The sequence below is a fragment of the Wolbachia endosymbiont of Muscidifurax uniraptor genome (assembly GCF_054149795.1).
The window spans coordinates 587,027-609,520 of the sequence record NZ_CP083727.1 but is presented as its reverse complement, the minus strand read 5'-3'; the positions used below and the strand labels follow the sequence as shown (position 1 = coordinate 609,520).

20 protein-coding genes, 1 tRNA gene and 2 pseudogenes are annotated in these 22,494 nt (G+C 36.5%); 18 read left to right on the top strand and 5 right to left on the bottom strand.

From position 1 onward, the window contains the following. Positions 1–100 precede the first annotated feature (100 nt). Positions 101–658, top strand: coding sequence for a dCTP deaminase (gene dcd / locus LA754_RS03140; RefSeq protein WP_006280485.1), 558 nt, complete (start codon positions 101–103; stop codon positions 656–658). Between the two features lie 314 nt (positions 659–972). On the opposite strand, the pseudogene LA754_RS03135 reads toward dcd, so the two are convergent. Then, a pseudogene (locus tag LA754_RS03135) lies at positions 973–1,134 on the bottom strand (IS110 family transposase); the annotation flags it as partial. A gap of 87 nt (positions 1,135–1,221) precedes the next feature. Here LA754_RS03135 and tnpA point away from each other — a divergent pair. Then, complete coding sequence (gene tnpA / locus LA754_RS03130) at positions 1,222–1,659, top strand: IS200/IS605 family transposase (RefSeq protein WP_006279552.1); 438 nt, start codon at positions 1,222–1,224, stop codon at positions 1,657–1,659. A gap of 34 nt (positions 1,660–1,693) precedes the next feature. Here the strand turns inward: tnpA and LA754_RS03125 are convergent. Beyond that, positions 1,694–2,533, bottom strand: a pseudogene (locus LA754_RS03125) (IS110 family transposase); the annotation flags it as partial. 334 nt (positions 2,534–2,867) lie between these two features. On the opposite strand from LA754_RS03125, the gene LA754_RS03120 reads away from it, so the two are divergent. From LA754_RS03120 to LA754_RS03105, 4 genes are all read left to right on the top strand, one after another. Then, positions 2,868–6,083, top strand: a complete 3,216-nt coding sequence (locus LA754_RS03120; RefSeq protein WP_457923719.1) for a glycoside hydrolase/phage tail family protein — start codon at positions 2,868–2,870, stop codon at positions 6,081–6,083. A 57-nt stretch (positions 6,084–6,140) separates the two neighbouring features. After that, positions 6,141–7,007, top strand: coding sequence for a hypothetical protein (locus LA754_RS03115; protein WP_077188103.1), 867 nt, complete (start codon positions 6,141–6,143; stop codon positions 7,005–7,007). A gap of 183 nt (positions 7,008–7,190) precedes the next feature. Beyond that, entirely contained in the window at positions 7,191–8,354 is a 1,164-nt protein-coding gene (locus LA754_RS03110) for a multidrug effflux MFS transporter (protein ID WP_006279533.1), read from the top strand. A 132-nt stretch (positions 8,355–8,486) separates the two neighbouring features. Continuing rightward, on the top strand, positions 8,487–9,068 hold the full coding sequence (locus LA754_RS03105) for an ankyrin repeat domain-containing protein (RefSeq protein WP_006279532.1): 582 nt from the start codon (positions 8,487–8,489) through the stop codon (positions 9,066–9,068). A 15-nt stretch (positions 9,069–9,083) separates the two neighbouring features. Here the strand turns inward: LA754_RS03105 and tkt are convergent, their stop codons facing one another. Then, positions 9,084–11,156, bottom strand: a complete 2,073-nt coding sequence (gene tkt, locus LA754_RS03100; RefSeq protein WP_077188101.1) for a transketolase — start codon at positions 11,154–11,156, stop codon at positions 9,084–9,086. Positions 11,157–11,269: 113 nt separating this feature from the next. On the opposite strand from tkt, the gene rpsD reads away from it, so the two are divergent. The 3 genes from rpsD to iscX all read left to right on the top strand — a co-directional run bounded on the left by rpsD (position 11,270) and on the right by iscX (position 12,211). Further along, positions 11,270–11,884 carry a 30S ribosomal protein S4 gene (rpsD, locus tag LA754_RS03095; protein ID WP_010962555.1) on the top strand — a complete coding sequence of 205 codons (615 nt, stop codon included), beginning with the start codon at positions 11,270–11,272 and terminating at the stop codon, positions 11,882–11,884. Positions 11,885–11,893: 9 nt separating this feature from the next. Continuing rightward, positions 11,894–11,980: transfer RNA gene (locus LA754_RS03090), tRNA-Leu, on the top strand. A gap of 30 nt (positions 11,981–12,010) precedes the next feature. Beyond that, positions 12,011–12,211, top strand: coding sequence for a Fe-S cluster assembly protein IscX (gene iscX / locus LA754_RS03085; protein WP_077188100.1), 201 nt, complete (start codon positions 12,011–12,013; stop codon positions 12,209–12,211). Between the two features lie 242 nt (positions 12,212–12,453). Here iscX and LA754_RS03080 read toward each other — a convergent pair whose 3' ends face one another. Next, positions 12,454–12,672 carry a hypothetical protein gene (locus tag LA754_RS03080; protein ID WP_182366768.1) on the bottom strand — a complete coding sequence of 73 codons (219 nt, stop codon included), beginning with the start codon at positions 12,670–12,672 and terminating at the stop codon, positions 12,454–12,456. A 118-nt stretch (positions 12,673–12,790) separates the two neighbouring features. Between LA754_RS03080 and LA754_RS03075 the strand changes: the two genes are divergently transcribed. The 6 genes from LA754_RS03075 to LA754_RS03050 are packed head-to-tail and all read left to right on the top strand — an operon-like array spanning position 12,791 to position 16,420. After that, positions 12,791–12,943, top strand: coding sequence for a hypothetical protein (locus LA754_RS03075; protein WP_341810506.1), 153 nt, complete (start codon positions 12,791–12,793; stop codon positions 12,941–12,943). A gap of 45 nt (positions 12,944–12,988) precedes the next feature. Next, on the top strand, positions 12,989–13,330 hold the full coding sequence (locus LA754_RS03070; RefSeq protein ID WP_064125521.1) for a DUF721 domain-containing protein: 342 nt from the start codon (positions 12,989–12,991) through the stop codon (positions 13,328–13,330). 37 nt (positions 13,331–13,367) lie between these two features. Then, on the top strand, positions 13,368–13,682 hold the full coding sequence (gene rpmB, locus LA754_RS03065) for a 50S ribosomal protein L28 (RefSeq protein WP_006279619.1): 315 nt from the start codon (positions 13,368–13,370) through the stop codon (positions 13,680–13,682). Further along, positions 13,675–14,538 (top strand): lipoyl synthase, encoded by an 864-nt coding sequence (lipA, locus tag LA754_RS03060; protein WP_457923718.1) that lies wholly within the window; start codon positions 13,675–13,677, stop codon positions 14,536–14,538. Before rpmB ends, lipA begins: the two co-directional genes overlap by 8 nt. A 53-nt stretch (positions 14,539–14,591) precedes the next feature. Then, complete coding sequence (gene ubiE / locus LA754_RS03055; RefSeq protein ID WP_006279624.1) at positions 14,592–15,308, top strand: bifunctional demethylmenaquinone methyltransferase/2-methoxy-6-polyprenyl-1,4-benzoquinol methylase UbiE; 717 nt, start codon at positions 14,592–14,594, stop codon at positions 15,306–15,308. Next, a complete protein-coding gene (locus LA754_RS03050) occupies positions 15,305–16,420 on the top strand; it encodes an FtsW/RodA/SpoVE family cell cycle protein (protein WP_006279625.1) in 1,116 nt (371 codons plus the stop codon). The genes ubiE and LA754_RS03050 overlap by 4 nt, the downstream gene beginning before the upstream one ends. 194 nt (positions 16,421–16,614) lie before the next feature. Here LA754_RS03050 and LA754_RS03045 read toward each other — a convergent pair whose 3' ends face one another. Further along, entirely contained in the window at positions 16,615–17,478 is an 864-nt protein-coding gene (locus tag LA754_RS03045; protein WP_006279626.1) for an Rpn family recombination-promoting nuclease/putative transposase, read from the bottom strand. A 928-nt stretch (positions 17,479–18,406) separates the two neighbouring features. Here LA754_RS03045 and LA754_RS03040 point away from each other — a divergent pair. From LA754_RS03040 to argS, 3 genes are all read left to right on the top strand, one after another. Then, the gene (locus LA754_RS03040) at positions 18,407–20,122 is read left to right on the top strand and encodes an ABC transporter ATP-binding protein (RefSeq protein ID WP_077188095.1); all 1,716 of its coding nucleotides are present in this window, start codon (positions 18,407–18,409) and stop codon (positions 20,120–20,122) included. 195 nt (positions 20,123–20,317) lie between these two features. Then, a complete protein-coding gene (locus LA754_RS03035) occupies positions 20,318–20,536 on the top strand; it encodes a hypothetical protein (protein WP_077190188.1) in 219 nt (72 codons plus the stop codon). A gap of 95 nt (positions 20,537–20,631) precedes the next feature. Then, on the top strand, positions 20,632–22,338 hold the full coding sequence (gene argS, locus LA754_RS03030; protein WP_077190175.1) for an arginine--tRNA ligase: 1,707 nt from the start codon (positions 20,632–20,634) through the stop codon (positions 22,336–22,338). Positions 22,339–22,494: the final 156 nt, after the last annotated feature.

The window sequence follows — 22,494 nt, the reverse complement described above, 5'->3', positions numbered from 1 at the left end:
AATCAAACTGAAAAGCTTTAATTGCATGACAAAAGCTACAGTTTACATTTAAATTTTATTTTATATTATTGTAAGTATTACACAACTTTAAGGGGCAATTATGGCAGTTATGCCAGATAAATGGATAAGAGAAAAAGCTGAAAATTTTGGAATGATAGAGCCTTTTGTGAATCACAAAAGCAGCAAAGGTGTCATATCTTTCGGACTATCATCTTATGGTTACGACGCAAGAGTGGATAATAAATTTAAGATTTTTACTAACGTTAATTCAGCCATCGTGGACCCTAAAAATTTCTCTGAGAATAGTTTTATAGATAAGGAAACAGACGTATGCATAATTCCACCAAATAGCTTTGTGCTTGCAAGTACAGTGGAATATTTCCGTATACCAAGGAATGTACTGGTCATTTGTGTTGGTAAATCAACTTACGCAAGGTGTGGAATTATAGTAAACGTTACTCCCTTAGAACCTGGATGGGAAGGTCATGTCACACTCGAATTCTCAAACACCACTCCACTTCCTGCGAAAATTTACGCTAATGAAGGCGCATGCCAATTCGTATTTTTAAGCGGCGAAAGTGAATGCGAGAAATCATATGATGATATGAAAGGAAAATATATGAATCAGCATGGTATCACTTTGCCGCTGGTGAAGTGATTGCCATGAGAGTGGTAATTTTTCACTTCCGTACTTTTTCATTGTTGCTTACAATAATTATAGCTACACCATGTGCTTTTCTTAATTAAAAACTTCAATTATTCATTGTAAGTTGTTGAATTTCTTATCATAGTATCTGTTATCCGAGTAGCCCCTTTCTTGTCATCCAAGTGCCTTGACTACTTGGATCCAGCTTTCTATGTGACCTCATCAAAAATGTTTATTTTTCAGCCATTTTTATACTTATCAACTCAGTGTGCTTGCTTACAATTAAAATTCCTAGATCCCAGATACTGTCTCTGCTGTCAAACAAATTATCCAACAAAATTACAATTAAATGGTTGATTATTTTTAAGAATACCAAAAAAGACATGCATTAATTTTCGCATTAACGCAAGAACTATGACTTTTGGACATTTGCCTTTACTTGCTAGACGCTGACAAAACTTTTGAAAATGATTATTATGGTTTTTGACTTTCCATAAGATGGTACAAGCCTCCACCTTCTAGGTGGAGAAACTTTAGTTTGTCAATGTCATAACTGTACTTTACAAAGTATAGTTATGACGGAATATGACAAAGGAAAACACACTGTATTTTATCATAGGTACCATATAGTCTGGATTACAAAATATCGGTACAGAGTATTAACTAAGGCTATGAAGGAGAGAATACGAACAATCATAGCAGAAGTATCTGAAGAAATGGGGATTAAGATAGAAAACGGAGTAATATCATCAGATCATTTACATTTATTCGTAGTAATACCTCCTCATATAGCTGTGAGTGATTTTGTTCAAAGAGCCAAAGGCAGGTCTTCACGCAAAGTTCAACAAGAATTTCCAGAGCTAAATAAAATGTACTGGGGAAAGCGTTTTTGGGGAAGAGGATACTTTAGTGCTACCAGCGGACATATCACAGATGAAGTCATTAATGAGTACATCAATAAACATACAGATGCACATCAGCCTCATTCTATATCTAGTATAAGATTGGAGTAGCTTTAGCTTCTCATCGCGCTTCCAGCGCTATATCCAACCTTTCGGCTCTCAGCCGATAGTGGTTGAGTACTATAGCTGGCATATAAAGAGCTTTTCGAATACGCTCAGATCCTATTTTGCATATGCAACTTCTCTTACTTACTGACGATCCCGATTGATAATGTCCTGGATTTAGACCAGCAAAAGCTGTAAATTGTTTAGCATTGTCAAAGTTATCAACTGATGGCATTTCTGCGACAACAGCAACAGCAGTAAGATATCCTATACCTTTTATAGTCTTAAGGTTTTCCACCATATTTTTTAGATGTGGATAGTTATTTATATGCTCATTAATTTCTTTTTCGAGAACAATAATTTGCTCCTCTATTGCCAAAATTACTTTAGATATAGCTTCTTTGCAACTGGAATGCATATTTTTGTTTTCCAAGCGATTTGTCTGTTGCACCTTATCATCTTTTAGCGATTGCATGCAACGGTAAAGCTCCCTCAAATGCCTCATTTCAGGTGTAATGGGCTTCCAAAGAGCAGGTTTGTTGGCGATACAAAATCTAGCTATCATAGCTGCATCTGATTTATCTGTCTTATTTCTGAGCAGCTCACTTTTGCCAAAAGCTTTGATTTGGGCTGGGTTTACTATACTGACATTATGTCCTAAATCGTGCATAAAAGTAGCCAAATCTTCTCCATACCAACTAGTTGCTTCAAGACATAAATGAGTAAGATTTGCTCCATGGCCATTGCACCAAACTACAAGTTTTGCAAAACCATCTTGATTATTTTGAAAGACTTTGTGTCGTTTTTTACTGTCCACTAACAAACAAACATCAAATTTCTTTTTTGAAATATCCACACCCAAAATAGCATTTACTTGCATAAAATTGCCTCCAAGACTATAAATAAACTGAGAGTTTAGACTAACCTTGTAATACGGGATATAATTCCAAAAGATACTGTTCAGTCTTTAACTCTATGGGAGGGAAGCAAAATCTGGGACTCGGCCTTAATGGCATTAGTGTCGCATCAGCTTCACCCTCCCTGTGAGGTATTTTAGCTCTAATGCCTCACATCATAAAGATACAAGTGTCGGAGCACTGGGATGACAAAGGAGGAAGCACTGGGATGACAAGGTTATAGGTGTCATCCAAGTAGCGTGACACTTGGATCTTTTCTCAACAATTTCAAAAAAATCTATCAAAAGGAGGATTACCATGTCTACAATAATTTTATCATCAATTTTTGGTCAAGCAGGCAGCATTTTTGGTCCAATTGGCCGGATTATCGGCTCAGAACTCGGTGCTCTTCTTGGTGCACAGCTAGATGGGGCAATGTTCGGCCTTGATGCCGAGCAAAAAGTAACGCATGGTGCGAGACTAAAAAATCTGCAAGTTCAAACCTCAACCTACGGCAGAACGATTCCAATTATCTATGGCACTGCTCGTGTTGCAGGGAACATTATTTGGTCACAGCCAATAAAAGAAGAGGCGATAACCACCAAAAGCAAAATTGGAAGAGGTATGAACGTTACATATAATTACTACGCAACGCTTGCAATTGCGATCTGCAAGGGGAAAGTAGAAAAATTAAACAGAATCTGGGCAGATACAACATCACTTAGCTTTGATGAAATAGATTATACTTTTTACAGCGGCAGAGAAGACCAAAATCCTGATCCATTTATGTCATCAATTGAAGGAGAGGGGAATGTGCCGGCTTATAGGGGAATATCTTACATAGTCATCAAGAATTTTCCTTTAGCAGACTATAATAATCATGTTCCGGTATTTACGTTTGAAGTGCAAACTGCAGTAAAGTCAAATGAATTTTCAGTAGCAAAAAATATTCGGAATATCAATATCATACCAGGTTCAGGTGAGTTTGTATATGATACAAAAATACAGAAGAAAATCGCGCAAGAGAAAATAAGCAGCAACCAATATATCCCATATGGGCTGGCGCAAAGGGTAAATCACAACAACCACACTAAAAAGAGCGATGCAATGCTTTCTTTGGATCAATTAAAGGGAGATTTACCAAATGTTGAGTGGGTATCGGTAGTAGTCAATTGGTTTGTGAATGATCTGAACATTAAAGATTGTAAAATATATCCTGCAGTTGAATTTCAAGATGATTCCGCAATATTACCTGATGATTGGCAAGTAGGGGGTGTAACCAGAGATAATGCTCAGCTAATTTCAAAAGATGCGAGTGGAAACCCAAGGTATGGTGGCACAGTTAGTGATGCAGCGTTGATAAGATATATAGAAGAGCTACACAGCAGAGGCTACAAGGTGATGCTCTATCCAATGCCCTTACTTGATACAAAGAACAAAGAGTGGCGAGGAAGGTTGAGCGGGACTCCTGAAGATATAAGTGATTTTTTTAAGAATCAGTACAACAAATTTATAGAGCATTATGCAAGCATTGCCAAACAAACTAAAGTGGAAGGGTTTATCATTGGTTCTGAATTTGCGCAACTTACCAAAATCAGGGATGAACAAGGGAATTACCCTGCCGTTATAGAGCTGGTCAAGCTTGCAAAGCAGATAAAACTTAATCTTGGAAAAGAAGTAACAGTTACCTACGCTGCAGATTGGAGCGAATACCATTCATATGATGGTTGGTATAATATGGATGAACTGTGGTCTTCAGAGTATATCGACGTTGTTGGCATAGATGCTTATTTTCCACTGACTGATGGTCCAGAGCCTCCTTTTGGTTATTCCGCGGAAGATGTAATGGGTGGTTGGAGCAGTGGAGTGGGGTATGATTATTTCTATGATTACTCAAAGGGTGAGCCTGAAAGAGTAAAGTATAACGACAGCAGGTATGCGTGGAAAAACATAGCAAAATGGTGGAGTGAAACTCACATAAATCCAGGTGGTAGTAAAACGAAATGGCAACCAAAAATGAAAAAAATATGGTTTACTGAGTATGGATTTCCCAGTATGAACGGCTGCACTAATGAGCCAAATGTGTTTGTTGACAAAGGCAGCATAGAGAGCAAATATCCACGATATTCAAACGGAGAGGTGAGCTTTCTTTCGCAAAAAATTGCAATTGAAGGAACGCTAAAAAAGTGGCAAAGTTCAGAAATGGTAGAAAAAATGTTTCTCTGGGCATGGGATGCAAGGCCATTTCCTTACTTTCCCAATTTATGTGATGTGTGGGCTGACTGCCATAATTGGCAGACAGGACATTGGATTCAGGGAAAGCTTTCACAGCTTAATATTTCCGATGTTTTATCGGATCTGTTACAAAAAACAGGTTTAAAAAGCGATCAGTTCGATACAAGCAACGTCAAAGGGTTATTGTCTGGGTATGTGATAAACGACCAGCAATCGGTACGTTCAATTATTAAAATGCTGCAAAGTTGCTATTTTTTTGATGTGGTTGAACAGGACTCTAAACTGAAATTTGTCCAAAAGGGCAGGGGAGTTACGACTGGAATACCAATTGGTGAAATGGTTTTCAGTAACAATTCAAAACTTGCTAATATCAGTCAATTAGATTTAAACAATAAAGTTAACGTCGTTTATTTTAATCGCAATTTTGGCTATCCAATTGATGTTAAATATGCTGAGTTGCCAAAGCAAGGCGCTGCTATAACAGTTGAAATACCGCTCATTATGGAGGAGGGAGAGGCGCAAAATATAGCTGAGGTTTTACTTTATTCTTCGTGGCAAGGGAGAAATATATACAATTTCAAGCTGCCGATAAAATATGCGTGGCTTGTGCCAAGTGATGTAATAACGATTTTAGACGGTGAGAAAAAGCATACGGTGAGAATTATAAAAACAAAATTCGAAAGCATGTCCATTCAAGTAATTGGCGTTGGTTATGATCACTCTATATATAAGCTTTCTTTTTCTTCAACAAGGTCACTTATGCTGAAGGAATACCCTCCCTCTCACATTAGCAAAACCATCGTAGAAATGATAGATTTACCGGATATTAAAGGTAATAGTGCAAGCTTTACTTTAATTAGTGAGGAAAAGAATTGGAAGGGAGCAACACTCTTTATTTCGTACAACGATAAGGATTATAAGCCTATTGCAAGCACAAACAAGCAGTCTACTTACGGATATGTAATGGAATCTACCGACGAGGGGCTTATAGTAGTGTTACGTTTTGGAAACATAACTTCAATTGCGGACTCAAATTTAGCACTAGTTGGAAAAGAGATAGTGAAATTCCAGAATGCTGAACTTATAGATAAAAATAAATATAAGCTTAGTAACCTAATCAGAGGACAAGAAGGTACTAAAGAGTATCAGCACACTGCAGGTGAAAAATTTGTTCTACTTGATGATTCAATAATATCTTTCGAAGTGCAAAGGGGAAAAAAGTTTTACCTAAAAGCAGTGACTTACGGTGAATCGCTGGAAAATACGGAAGTGAAAGTGATAAATTCATTTAGTAATTGAAATTTAATAAAGTAAGTGCTAGAATCAATATACAGGTATTAATGGTAGAGATATAACATGTCAAAGGAAATGGTCAATGCGTTGAAAGCTGAAGTGAAGAAGCTCAAATATGCTGATTTCAAAGCTAACACTGGGGACGAAGTAATTTCTGGTGAGGGAACATATAAGGATCTTAATAGAACACACGGCCTTGCTATTAACGGACAAAAAATAACTAACGAATTTATTAACGATCTGTATTCAAACCATAAAAATCTAATTCTACGGGATGAAAACGGAAAAGGGAATTATCGTCCATTTCTCAGACAAATTTTTACAGAAATGTTTAAACACGTTGGTGCAACAATTCCCAATAACTCTATTATTGAAGAGTTAATAAATAACTATTATCAGGGCGGATATACTCATTTTCTTCCTAATGATATGAGTCACGCTCTTGGATCTTTTCATTTGTTAACGCAAAGCAACTGTATGACAAGAGAGTATATTATGGATTGTCGTGAACCCAATTGTATAAAGCTTAGTTTTAGCATGAAATATACAAAAATGCTTAACTATGATGATTATACATATATCGAAACACCAGGTTTTTGCAGTTCAGCGGAGTTTAAACTAAAATGTGAAGGTGAAAATGTGGTATATGAAGATGGTAAAGTACTTCTTACCATTCCTAAAGAGTTAGAGAACTATAAAGCTGGTGATGACGGTTTGTTTGATAAGCTTACTTATATTATAAATAAGATTATTGAGTATTTCAAAAAACTTTGTGAGAAATTGGGCTTTGAGTTTGATACAAGAATAGAGTACGATCCTGAGCATAATATAAAAATAGAGCATAATCTTGGTGAACCACTAAAGGTAGTAAGTGAGGCAAATGCATCTTCTGTTGAAGACTTAAAGCTTAAAGTGAATAATTCAAGATAAGATATTGAAATTCGTGCTTTTTATGATTTTAGCTTAAGATTTCAGTGTCCGCTACTCGCATGACATCGTTTACTATGTAACATTGTACTTATACTAATGAAAAAAATACATTATAATTAAGCATATTTACCAATAAATCATTAAGTGAAAACAGCTCTTTCGCAAAATATCATCTCTCTTATTATGATATTGTCTGTAGCAATTGTCGATATGGCAACTGACCTGTACTCAGTTGCACTACCAAGCATTGCCAATTATTTTAAAGTAGAAGGCAGTGTAGTGCAGCTTACAATTAGCTTGAATCTAGTTGGATTTGCGGTGTCTGGATTAATTTATGGTCCATTATCGGACCATTATGGTAGGCGTCCAATGATGCTGATTGGTATGACAATTTTTACTTTGGCAAGTGTCATGTGTTATATAGCCGACAGTATTGCGCTCTTGATACTAATTCGCTTCATACAAGGAACAGGGGCTGGTGTTGCAGGTGTTGTTGGGTATGCAGCAATAAGGGATATGTACTCGGGTAGTGAATACTCGAGAGTCATTTCAAAATTAAATATGGTTGTGGCACTCTCACCTGGAATAGCTCCAGTGGTGGGCAGTTATATAATTTCACATGGGTATAGTTGGAAATTTTTGTTTTTTATTATATCACTTGCAGCAATTGCTATACTTATTTTTATCTACTTTAAGTTACAAGAAACACTCACTGTAAATAAAAATGAAACCAGTATAACTAACATAACTACTAATATCTGCAAGCAATATATATCAATATTTAGAAATTATCGTTTCCTTGGGTTTTCAGCCATTCATGGATTAACTTTCATGTGGCTTTGGGCATACATTGCTAACTACCCGTTCATATTTGAATCGATGGGCATTGAAGTACAGTATTTTGGCTACCTCATATCGATCATAGTCATATTTTACATAATTGGAACTTTAATTAATAGAAGGTATGTACCAAAAGTAGGGGTTAGCAAAATGCTAATAATAGGTTTGGTGTTACCGATAATATCCGATAGTTTATTGGTATATTTTTATTTCGCGGACAAGTTAAATATATTAATTCTTCAAACTGTTTGGATTCCAGCCAATATCGGACTTGCATTAATAATAAGCAATAACGTAACTTCTGCTTTAGAAACGATCAAAGGTATAGGGCTTGGTAGTGCAGTTCTCTCATTCTGCAATATGATGTTTGGGGCTATTGGAATATATATAGTAGGAAAATTTTTTCGCTATGGTATTTTACCAAATTTACTATTAACAATAGCATGCTCTACAATTGCAATTCTTATGTACAGCCAGCTCAAATGTACTGAAAAACACAGGGAATAACCATTATTTGCGTGATCCAGAGCTCATGGGTTATTAATGACTTTATCATGATAATATAATTTTACAGGGGGTGAGAGTTCATAGATTATTAACGACTTTATCATAACAATATAGTTTTACAGGAGGTATGGGATGAGCAATTCAAACAGAGATATAAATGCTGAATTACGTAAGGCTGCTCTAGAAGGTAATATTGAGAAAGTAAAAAGTCTAATAAGTGAAGGAGCAGATGTTAATATAAAAGATGAAGATGGAAAGACTCCCTTAGATTTAACTACTAACGAAGAAATAAAAACTCTATTGCAACCCGCAGAAGAATCTGATGATGGTTCAGTGGGTGAGCCAGCGACAGATAGTGAAGGGGGTCAAGAGGAAGAGGAGGAAGATTCAAATCAATCACAGAGAGAGCAAGACATCAATGGAGAAAAAGGAGCTGATGTACAAGACAACGATGTAGGTCCTGTTGCTTCCACAGAACCTGCACAAACAGAAGAACAGCCGAGCTCTTTTTTTGGTAGTTTGTTTAGTATACTTATGAAGCCTTTTTCATTAATAGGATCATTTTTTAGTGATTTTTTTTCATGGTTATTTGGGTCTAACACTGATGAATCTACATCGCAAACCGATGCTAGTGTTTCTTTACTTAGATCCGATTCATTAGACGAAGAAGATAGTAGTGGTGGTCATTATAGTGCAATGAACACAGATGTGTAGAGTAATGCAAGAAGTCTACTCAATGTAAACCAGTTTCTCACACACACATTTTACTACGTGATCAGCACTGATATTAAAATGCTCATAAAGTGTTTTATAAGGTGCTGATTCTCCGAAGCTTTTCATGCCAATAAATATACCGTTTGAACCTATGTATTTATGCCAACCCATTTCACTTCCGGCTTCAATTGCAACTTTAATGCTGTCATTATTTAATATTGCCGCTTTATATTCATCGCTTTGCTCGTCAAAAAGCCTCCAGCATGGCATAGAAACAATCCTTGTACCTATACCCTTTTCCTGCAATTTCTCCCTTGCTTCAACTGCAATTTCAACCTCGGACCCCGTAGCAAATATCGTCACTTTTAATTCTTTTGAACATTCACACAAAATATATGCACCAAACTTCGATAAATTAGCAGATTGATCGATATCAGAGTAGAACTTGCGCATGTAACTTACGTTTTGCCTTGAGAGCGCAAACAGTGCTGGAGATTCTTTCTTTTCGAGTGCAATGCTAACACACTCAAGAGTTTCAACTGCATCGGCTGGCCTAAAAACATATAGATTTGGTATAGCACGCAAAGAGGCTAAATGCTCTATTGGCTGATGAGTTGGGCCATCTTCTCCCACTCCAATTGAGTCGTGAGTCATGACATACATAACCTGCTGCTTCATCAGAGCTGAAAGACGTATAGCAGGACGACAATAGTCGGAAAATACCAAAAAAGTGCCGCCATAAGGAAGAATCGCGCCGTGAAGTGCCATACCATTCATACATGCTGCCATAGCGTGCTCTCTCACTCCATAGTGGACATAAGAGCCACTATAATTATTGCTATTTATTACCTGCATGTGCTTATATTTAGTGCAATTTGACCCAGTAAGATCAGCAGAACCGCCGATTAATTCCGGCATAGACTCAGTTAAAAGTTCCATTACTCTGCCGAAAGAAGATCGAGTAGCTTCGTTTGGCATTAGCTCACATATTTGTTTCTTCAGGTCAGCTAAAACACCAGCGATATTATCTGGTAGATGTTTATCTAACCGTCTTTGAAGTTCTGCATGATACCCTGTCATCCCAGCATTCTCTTCTGTCATCCCAGTACTCTCTCTTGTCATCCCAGTGCTTGACACTGGGATCCATTCTTTTTCTTCTTTCCTGGATTCCAGCGTTACGCGCTGGAATGACATCGTGTAGTTTTGTTTTGCTCTCTCAACAGTTTTCTTCCAGGCATTTTTCACATCTTCTGGTACATGGAATGGTTCATAATTCCAGTTTAATTTCTCTCTCATCTGTTTTATGTCTTCCTCCGAAAAAGCACCACTGTGAGCAGAGGATGTGCCAGCACGGCTTGAAAATTTTCCGATAATGGTTTTGCAGCAGATCATTGTAGGTTTACCAGACTTTTTTGCTTGCTCTATTGCAAAGGATATGGCATCAAAATCGTGGCCATCAATTTTGTCAACATTCCATCCATACGCTAAGAAGCGTTTCTCTACATCATCAGAGCAGGAAAGGCAAGTAGCGCCATCTATAGAGATATCATTATCATCAAAAAGAGCTATGAGCTTATTCAATTTAAGATGCCCAGCAAGTGATGCTGCTTCATGGCTTATTCCTTCCATAAGACAGCCATCCCCTAGCATCACGTAAGTGTGGTGATTGATTCTGAATTGCTTTTTAAGGATTGATTCAGCAAGTGCCATGCCAACAGCAGCGGCAAACCCCTGACCGAGCGGGCCTGTTGTTGCCTCTACCCCGGAAGTCAAGCCGAACTCTGGATGACCTGGGGTCTTGGATCCCATTTGCCTGAAGTTTTTTAGCTCATCTATGCTAATATAACCTGTCAAATATAATATTGAGTATAGTAACATTGACCCATGACCGTTTGATAAAACAAAGCGATCTCTATTGAACCATTTAGAATCATCAGGATTATGATTCAGATATTTAGCAAACAAAACAGTTGCAACATCTGCCATGCCAAGTGGCATACCTGGGTGTCCAGAGTTTGCTTTTTGTACTGCATCAATTGATAAAAAACGGATGGCGTTTGCCATAGATTTTAAATGTGAATGATTCATGTGTTAATAGAAAAACTTAAAAATGAAGTATAAAAGATTATATCAGCAAAAACAAGTTGACACTGAGTGCTAAAATCCTTAATAATCTAAAGTTAAATCGTGAGAGTTTTTATATGACAACTGTTATCACTAGAAAGTATAGGATTAGCCGTAGACTTGGTGTAAATTTATGGGGTAGAGCTAAAGACCCAGTAAACAAAAGGAAATACCCTCCAGGTCAACATGGTATTCTTGGATTCAAGAAGTTATCCGACTTTGGTAAGCAGTTTGCTGCGCATAAGAAATTTAAGTTTTACTATGCGATTTCAAGTAAGCAGCTCAGACGTACATTTTTAGATGCTTATAACAGAAAGGGTTATACGGCTGATAATTTTATCGGTATCTTAGAATCGAGATTAAGTTCTGTTTTATACCACTCTGGTCTTGTTCCAACAATTTACTCAGCAAAGCAGCTCATATCTCATAAGCACGTTACAGTTAATGATAAGGTGGTTAACATATCGAGTTATCGAGTGAAGCCAGGTGATATAATAAAAATAAGAGAAAGGGCAGCAAAAATCCCTGTAGTAGTAGAGGCTGAACAAAAACAAGAGCGCAAGGCTCCGGATTATTTAGAAGCAGATAGTAAAGAGCATTCAGTGAAGTATTTGAGGTCACCTCAATATTCTGAGGTTCCTTATTCAGCAGACATGGAAGTCAATTTAGTAGTAGAGTTTTACTCTAGATAGATAAAAAAAGCCCGTGTGGCGGAATCGGTAGACGCAGCGGACTTAAAATCCGTGGGTTTTGCGACCTTGGGAGTTCAAGTCTCCCCATGGGCACCAATTTAACTTAGCAGATAAATACAAAAAAGTATGAAATGGTTTGATATAGAAGATATTGTAGAAGCTCTGGAGGAAAAATTTCCAGATGAGAATATAATTAGTATCAGATTCACTGAGCTTAAAAAAAAGGTCTTGAGTTTAGAGGAATTTGATGATGATGAAAAACGCTGTAACGAAAAAATACTCGAAGCTATTCAAGCAGCTTGGATTGAGGAAAGATTAACCGCATAGCAATAAACCATACGCAAACGTGATTTCTATTACAATTTGCATATTGATTATGCTATTTTTTGGATCTAGCCTGGCAAATTAATAATAATTTAACCAATTACAATTAAAACAGCTATAAGGTTAATTATGAGGCAAAACAAAAATTTTTGAATGGAACGACTTACTTGACAAGTGCTACGTTGAGATAAATTTTACATAAAAATACTGCTTTTATGGTGTGAGGCTAGAGGTTTGTAAAGCAGTTAGAAGGTTGTCATCCCAGTGTCAGCTACACAACTGTACGAACATTTATTTTTGTTAAACACAGCAAATGGTGTCATGCCAGTGCTTGACACTGGCATCCAGCTTTTGATCGAAAATGTTGTATAGTGCACAATCAATTTTTCTGGATCCAAGTAGTCTGAGCACACAACTGTACGAACGTTGTAGTTTGGGAGCAATTCCCACCAGTGGGGTGTCATCCCAGTGCCCAGACACTGGTTCTATGCAACTTAATTAAAAACGTTTATTTTAGCGTAAGACAACTACCTTTAGCTCATCAGCTCAGTTATAAGCAAAATTTCTGGATTCCAGACTGGAATGACACCATTTGCTGTGCAATTTACCTTCAAAAATGAATGTTCGTACAGCTATGTGTCTGAGCACTGGGATGACATCCTCCCTGGTGGACTCAAATTACAATGTTTGTGCAGTACGCACTGGAATGACAGGGCTTTAAGAAATCCAATGTAGTGGTAAACCTTACTTATTTAGTTATACTAGAAACAAAACAGAAAAATGCTCAAACACAGCGGTCCAAAAAAATTAAAGTCTATAATTGAAAACTATGCATTAAAATGCATGAAAAATAAGATTAGTAAAAATGAAATACGTCTGATTTTAAACTGGCGAAATATAGTAGGGAAAGAAATAGCAGAGTGTACAAAACCGAAAAAGATCTCATATGCACAGAATATAAATTCGGGTGTGTTGCATCTGGTAGTAACAAATGGCAGCAAAGCATTGGAAATTCAGCATATGATTTCTCTTATAATAGAAAAAATTACGATATTTTTTGGCTATAAAGCAGTATATGGTATAAAAATTAAGCAAGAGAGTATTGACTATTTGACTATATAAGGTAATCTAAGTACATAGAATAATTTGGTATATTGAAGTGAGTAGAGTTTGTGAATTAACAAATAGAAAAAAATCTTTTGGTAATAAGGTATCACATTCGAATCGTAAAACAAAGCGTACCTTTCTTTTAAATTTACATAAGGTTACGTTGACAAGTGATATATTAAATAAAAAGTTTAGATTTCGTGTGGCAACAAGAACTTTGAGAACTATAGATTACAAAGGTGATTTAGATGCTTTTTTGCTCAACACAAGAACGATTAAACTAAGTGAGAAAGCGCAGAAGATAAAAAGAAGGTTGAAAAAAGTTTTAGTAAAGCAAGAGGTAGAGTTAGCCGTTTCAGATGCATAACAAACCTCAATGGCTCAGAGCAAAAGCTCCGACCGGTGAAGTATTCAATGAGACCTTAAACATCGTTAAACTGCATAACTTGCATACAGTGTGCGAAGAGGCTGCATGTCCAAACATTGGTGAATGTTGGAATAAACGTCATGCTACTGTAATGATTCTCGGTTCTGTTTGCACTCGTGCTTGTGCATTTTGCAACGTTGCAACTGGCATTCCTGATAAACTAGATCCTCATGAACCAGAAAATTTAGCAAAAGCAATAAAAAAGTTAAACTTAAAGCATGTTGTTATTACTTCCGTTGATCGTGATGATTTGCCAGATGGTGGCGCAAATCAGTTTATACAGTGCATAGAAGAAATTAGAAAGATAACTTCAGAAACAACAATAGAGATTTTAACTCCTGATTTTTTAAATAAGAAAGGAGCATTTGAAGCAATCGCTGTTGCATCACCTGATGTCTATAACCACAATATTGAAACAGTGCCGAGATTGTATGCAAAAATAAGACCACGAGCTCGCTATTTTCATTCACTATATTTACTGAAGATGGTAAAGCAGATTAATCCCAAAGTTTTCACAAAGTCAGGGCTTATGGTCGGTCTTGGAGAAACAAAAGAGGAAATACTGCAGGTTATGGACGATTTGCGCAGTGCTGAGGTTGATTTTATTACAATTGGTCAATATCTACAACCAACTCCAAAACATGCAAAACTTGATAGGTATGTTACCCCAGAGGAATTTGAGCATTATAAATATATTGCTTACTCCAAAGGGTTCCTAGTGGTTGCATCAAGCCCACTAACTCGGTCATCATACCACGCCGAAGAAGATTTTAACAGGCTCAAGGCCTGTTGTTGACATTTGTGTTAATTCAAATTAATTTTTACTAGTTATAAAGGAGTTTTTACGTAATGTCTACTATAAAAATCGAGAAGAAATCACAATTAGTTAAAGAGGTATTCGATTCCGTGGCAAGTCGCTACGACACCATGAATGATATAATGAGCCTCGGAATGCACAGATTATGGAAAGATAAGATGGTAAATAGTGTGCATTTTACAAAAAACTCTCAGGTTTTAGATGTTGCTGGAGGAACTGGAGATATAGCAATAAGAGTAGTAAGAAAAGAGCCAAGTGCTAAGGTTACAGTATGCGATATAAATCAAAACATGCTAAACAGAGGACGTGATAAAGCTATAAATTCAAACCAAATTAATTTTGATTGGGTATGTGCAAGTGCAGAAAGTTTACCATTTGAAGACTCCGAATTTGATTATTGCACAATAGCTTTTGGTATTCGAAATGTTTCTGACCGCAAGAAGGCTTTAAATGAGGCGCACAGGGTATTAAAACCACATGGGAAATTTATCTGCTTAGAATTTGCCCCTATGCACTATCAAAATGAGATATTTACCAAACTTTATGACTTATATTCATTTAAAGTAATTCCTAAAATTGGCAGCATAGTTGCTAAAGACAAGAGTTCTTATGAATATTTAGTGAAGAGCATTAGAGAGTTTCCAACTCAGGCTGATTTTAAAATGGAAATTGAAGAGGTAGGTTTTAAGAATGTTGAGTTTCATAATATGAGCTATGGAATAGTGGCATTACACATTGGAACAAAATGAATATTAAACTCTGGTATAGAACGCTGGATTATTATCTCATCCTTCCAGTGTTTTTTTTGCTCACTATAAGCTTCATTCTTGTTTATTCAGCAAGCCCTGTAATTGCGCAGCGTCTTTCTTTACCACAAGATTATTTTATACGGCGCCATACAATTTATATAGTCCTGTCACTAATTGCCTTGGTGACATTTTCTTTTCTCAACACAAGAACTATACTTAACCTCTCATTCGCAGGTTTCGCTTTATTTACTATTCTAGTAGCAACTGCGATAATACTTGGTATAGAGGTAAAAGGTGCGAAACGATGGTTACATATTGTCAAAATTTCAGTTCAACCATCTGAGTTCGTAAGGCCATTTTTTTCTGTTGTTATAGCTAGTATCTTGGCCAGCGAAATGAAGTTTAAAATACACATATCAATCATAATATTTCTGTTAGTTTTTGTGTTGTTACTTTTGCAACCTGATTTCAGTATGTCTATGCTTTTAACATATTCTTTTATTGGTCAAATGTTTATTGCATGTATACCACTTTTATACTTTCTATGCATAATAGGAATGGCCACAACTGGAACTACAATAGCTTACTTATGCCTCCCACATATAAAGCAAAGGATTTACAATTTTGTCTTTTTTACGCAACGCGATAACTTTCAAGTCACAAAATCATTAGAAGCATTCAAAAGAGGTCAATTAACTGGAGTTGGACCTGGTGAAGGTAGCGTAAAAGCCTCTCTTCCTGATTGCCATACAGATTTTGTGTTTTCTGTTTTAGCAGAAGAATTTGGTTTGATTACGTGCTTAGCCACATTGATGTTATTTGGCATCATTTCCGCCCGCTTGCTTTACATTGCATATAGGGAAAATGAATTATTTAATCTGTTGGTGATTCTCGGTATCTCAATTCAATTCATCACACAATTCATAATAAACATAGGGGTAACATTGAGTGTTTTTCCAACCACCGGCATAACCCTGCCATTACTTAGCTATGGTGGTTCTTCTCTTTTATCTTCGAGCATCGCACTTGGCATAATGCTGTCTTTCAGTAGAAACCAAGCTATCGCATTAAAGTTTCGTGAGCGTGTTATGCTTGGAAGGTATATGGACTAAACTTGTACCGCTCACAACTATTATTGGTATCCCTCCAAAATGGGTATCTGTTCAGATGAGTGGCAAGAGATATTATGAAATCTGAAAGAGTTATGTGGAAATTTTTCAGAAAATATTCCACTGACATGCTGAACAACAAATACATCACTATGTCGTTTATCGCAAAAACTTATATTTTTCGTAACCATTCACACTTAATTCTGCAATTCTTTGATCTCACTCATAGAAAGACCAGTAGTTTGAGCTATAATATTAAAAGAAACACCTGCTTTAAGTAGATTCTTTGCGACTTCAATTTCCCTCTCTTTTCTACCTTCCTCTTTAGCAAGATCAAGTCTGTATTCAAGAATGGCTTCTTCTTTGCGCAGATCCATTATTCTTTCTTCATAAGCTATTAGATCTTTTTCATTCCAGTGAAACTTATCTAATTCATCATATGCTAGCTTTATTATTGGTGATTTTTCCGCAATTTTTCTGAGATCTTCGTCCGTTGTTTCATCTGCATATTTGAAAAAAAATAGCCAACGGTCTACTACACTTTCTAGTTGTTCTGCTCTACTCTTAGGAAATTTTGGCAGCTCTACGAAGATAAATTGAAAATCTTTTAAGTCATGTTCATTGGTTTTCTCATCTCTTATGGTATGGCTAGATATATAGTCAAGCTTATCAGGGAATAAGGTACAATTTGAAATCGCGATAAAGAAAATCTTCTTTAAATCAACGTATTTACCAGATTTATCAGCTTGTCTTGAGTAAGCCTTAGCAGCATAAAGTTGTGCGCGTTTTTCAAAGCCTTTATCACGAGTGAGCTGCATCTCAATTATATACCTGTTCCCACTAGAATCCCTGCAAAGAACATCAACAATGCTTTGTTTATCAGAAGCAATTTCAGGGTCCATAATGGTGCTCAAGAATTCTACTTCTTGTATAGTGTTGGCTTCAGTACATCCTAAAATATCGTTCAAAAAATGAATAAGAATATTCTTATTTCTCTCAGTACCAAATATTTTTTTAAATGTTAGGTCCAATTTTGGATCGAGAAATTTAGAAAGAGCCATAGTAAAAATACTGAGAAAAGATTAATAATCATACACTATTATTAACAACTATTCAACCATATTTTTAAGTATAGCTATACCGCCGTGGCGCTAACACGTAGCGGGATGACGAGGTTATCGTCATACCACCGCAAACCGTCATACCGCCGCGGCGCTAACAAGAGATCCCGCTAACACGTAGCGGGATGACGAGCTTATCGTCACGCCGCCACGAACCGTCATACCGCGATTCATTCGCGGTATCTCAGCCGCTAACAAGAGATCCCGCTAACAAGCAACGGGATGACGAGCTTATCGTCACGCCGCCACGAACCGTCATCCCGCTAACACGTAGCGGGATGACGGTTGTCGTTTAGCCATAAACATTAAGAAATTTACCAAACGAAAAAAAAGGCAAAAGAAGCCCTAGTCATTGTCTATTTTCAGTATTGGCGTTTTTTAAGTCTTAAACACTGCAATTTAGCTGCTTTTAAATGCAACTCACCTTAGTTTAAATGTTTAAGAAATTTACTAAGCAGAAAAAAAGGCAAAAGAAACCCCGTGTTAGCTAGTTGTCACTCTCTAATCCTGCAAATTGGCGCACTATACTGTCTTAAACGACTTATAAGCGCGTTTCAGCTTATATAGGTAAAAACCTAGAAATGTTGTGAAGACATAAGGTGCACATAGTGCAAAAAATTAAAAATAAGACGCCAACCACGTCGTTTTCTTGCTGTTTAATCTGCACAGATGAAGATAACTGAACACCTTCAATACCATGATAAGAGGACTGGCGGAGTTTGTCAAGCAAGTTTTTCGTTTCTGCGGGCTACTACCCTTTCTTGGTGGACTATAACAGCTGCAGAACCTAAATTGCTTCATACTACACCTTTCCCCTTTCCCCTGAAACTAAAATCTATATACTTAACTTTAGAAACTTTAAAATAAGATGCGATCTAATATTAGGCAGTTATTTTACTATATAAAGCCTAATCTATCCTATTTTGTCATAGCTTTTATTGCAGTTTTATTTTCAGCCTTAACGATCCTCCTCTTTGGCAGAGGCTTAAGCAATATAATTGATTCTGGCACAGAGCAAGATTTTACTACCAAACTATTAGTTGCAATACTTATAGTTTTAGCCATTTCTCTCACTGCATTTACTCGGTTATATTTCATTGGCATTGGCAGCGAGAAAGTTATCGCAAGAATCAGATATGACTTATATAGCAGTATCACTAACTTGCAACCAAGTTTCTTTGAGAACACAGGCGTACAAGATGTTATCTCAGCGTTAATTACTGATACCTCTGTGCTGCAATCAATAATAAACAGCAGCTTACTAACCATATTACGAAATTTTGTGATTCTGATTGGCAGTGTTGCTATGTTATTATATACAAATATACAACTAACTGCGTATGCAGCCGCAATAATACCTATACTACTCATTATCATGACCTCACTTGGAAAAAAAGTGCGTAGCTATGCACGCTTTGCTCAGGATAAATTAAGTGAGCTTGCGTCATTTAGTGAGGAAAATTTTAGATCTATAGTGACTATCAAATCGTTTGTACTCGAGGAAAACGAAAAAATCCGTTTTAAGGAACATTTAAACTCAGTATCAAAATCATACGTAAAATTAGTACTCTTGCGTGCTATTTTAGTAACTCTAGTTATCACGTGTGTGATAGGTTCACTAGTTGTTTTGCTCTTTTTTGGTATTAAAGAAGTCTTAAGCAATAATATAACTATTGGACAACTCTCCTCATTTGTGTTTTATTCAGCGCTCGCAGCAGGAGCTATAAATAATTTGAGTGATAATATCAGTGATTTACAACGAGGTCTTGGAATAGTAGAGCGTTTATTTGAATTTAAAAATATGAAAAGCTCTATAGCAGATCCCGATGATCCTATAAAAATTTGTAGTGTTCAAAAAGGAATTTCGTTTAATGGTGTAACATTTTTTTATGAATCTCAGTCTGATAAGCCAGCGTTAAATAACGTATCATTTTCTATAGAGGCAGGTCAAGCAGTATCAATTGTTGGACCATCTGGCAGTGGTAAAAGCACCATTTTAAAGCTTCTGCTCCGTTTTCATGATCCAAACAAAGGTAGCATTACTATCGATGGGCACAACATTAAGTCAATTGCGCTAAATGACCTCAGATCGTTGTTTGGCTTAGTGCCACAAGATCACATGATATTCTCTTGCTCAATAATGGAAAATATACTATATGGCAAACCAGGTGCCGAATATGAGGAAGTGAAGCAAGCAGCCATCAGCGCTTATGCGATGGAATTTATTGATAAGCTGCCTGATAAATTTGATACATTTGTAGGAAAAAGAGGATTAAAACTTTCTGAAGGACAAAAACAACGTATTGTAATAGCAAGAGCCATACTCAAAAACCCTCAGGTTTTAATACTGGATGAAGCAACCTCTGCCCTTGATTACAAAAGTGAGAACCTCGTGCAAAAAGCATTGAGCAAGTTAATGCAAAACAGAACAACAATCGTAATTACACACAGGCTATCAACCGCACTCAAGACTGACAAGATTATAGTAATTAATCATGGAAAAGTAGAAGAAGTAGGCACTCATGACTCTCTAATAAGTAAAGACGGGCTATATGCAAAACTGGCGAAGATACAGTGGAATTGAAAGAAAATTTAAATCATACCGTTAGTTGATATGCTAGATTTATAATTAAAATTATTAAATTTTTAATTTTATTATTTTATAATGGTTCCATAGTTATCCGGAAATTTCGTGATCTGTAGTTTCTTTCATTCACGTTATATTCATAGCTTGTTCTATCTTAATGTAATTCCAATTTTGACTGTATAGGAGGTCTCTATGTTAAAACATAACTATAGTGATAAAATCAATAATCGCTATTCACATACTAACAAATTTTCTTATAGTGATGAGGGTGTAGACGAGACGATCAAGGATAAAATCACAACTGAAGATCAGGTAGTAACTGATGATGTTAAAGAACCTGATGCTGGTAATGATGGTTACAGTGAAGGTATGGCTTTCTCTTACCATGGTTACGGCAACGACTTAATATAAACTCTGATCCAGGAAGATAAAATAGTTAAGATAAACCTTCAACTAGCCCCACTTATTCGCTATATTGTTGGAGGTTTTCATAGTTTTTCTAGTTGATGAACATTTTCAAAAGGGCTTCTTCCTTAATTTTGAGTAAATTAAACGAGTTGAAGCAAAGGGGTATTATAAATACAGATACAACAAACTTTATCGTAGAACCCCCAAGTAACAGAGCACATGGAGACATTTACACAAACGTTGCTATGGTGCTCGCAAAGCATGAAAAGAAGAATCCCATTGAAATTGCAGAGGTTTTAGCCAAAGAATTTGAACTTTTTGATGAAGTTGCAAAAGTGGAAATAGCGGGCCCTGGTTTCATCAACATACACTTAAAAATAAAAGTATGGCATGGGATTTTAAAACAAATAAATGAGCTAAAAACAGAGTTTGGCACCCTAGATATAGGGAACAATCAGGCCATTAATGTTGAATTTGTATCTGCAAATCCAACTGGTCCACTGCATATTGGTCATGCAAGAGGGGCAGTATTTGGTGACGTTCTGGCAAATTTATTGAAAAAAGTTGGTTATAAAGTTACTAAGGAATACTATATTAACGACGCTGGAGCGCAGATAGATACACTAATAAAGTCAGTGTATCTTCGATATAAAGAAGCTCTGGGAGAGAAGATTAGCATCGAAAAAGGTTTATACCCAGGTGAATATTTGAAACCGATAGGGGAGGAGTTGGCTAAAAAATATGGCAAGGAGCTTCTAAAAAAGCAAGATAATCAGATAATTAGAGACTATACTTTAAGTTCTATCTTAGAACTCATAAAGGAAGGCATGAACTTACTTGGAGTAAATCATGATGTTTTTACTTCAGAGTATGAGCTACAAAAAAGTGGCAAAATCGAAGAGAGTATAAAGATATTGTCTGACAAGGGTCTAGTGTATGAAGGGTACCTGGAGAAACCAAAAGGCAAAGAAAGCGAAAATTGGACTTCCAGAAAAGAGATGCTATTTCGCTCTACAAAATTTGGTGATGACGTTGACCGTGCATTGAAGAAAGAGGACGGCAGTTGGACTTATTTTGCCTCGGATATCGCTTACCATTTTGATAAGATATCACGTGGTTTTAACAATATGATCGTAGAGCTTGGTAGTGACCACGGCGGTTATGTCAAAAGACTTAAAGCAGTCGTCTCTGCGCTCAGTGATGATCAAGCAAAAATAGAGGTAAAACTGCATAATATTGTGAATTTTTTCGAGAACGGCAAACCTGTTAAGATGTCCAAAAGATCAGGAAACTTCCTAACAGCAAGAGATGTAGTGGAAGAAGTTGGCAGGGACATAACTCGTTTTATAATGCTAACACGCAAGAATGATATGGTCTTGGACTTTGATTTTGCTAAAGTTAAAGAACAGTCAAAAGACAACCCTATTTTTTACGTGCAATATGCGCATGCTCGTGCTCATTCGTTAATGCGTAATGCTCCAAAAGAGCTCCCAACAGCAGATCCTTCACTTTTAAGGACAGGTGGAGAGCTCTTCCTCATAAAAACCTTAGCAAAGTGGCCAGATGTGGTAGAAATTGCAGCAAGGCTTTGTGAGCCACACAGAATTACTTTCTACTTACTTGAAGTTGCAGAAGCGTTTCACGTTTTATGGGGGTATGGCAAGAGTGATTTAAACATGCGTTTCATACTGGAAGACAACTTAAACCTCACCGCTGCAAGAATGTTTCTCGTGCAGGCCTTAGCACACGTCATCGCTTCTGGACTTTCTATCTTCAATATAGAGCCTTTGGAAGAGATGAGTTGATTTTTTTATGCAAGATTGTTTTTTCAACGAATAGAGAAGTTGACAAAATTAAGTAAAAATGTTATAGTTTATAGTAGTATTTTCTGGTTAATATATGGCTCACAGTCAAAAAAGCTCAATGTTAATGTAAGTTTTGACAGTAAATTGGCTCAGTAT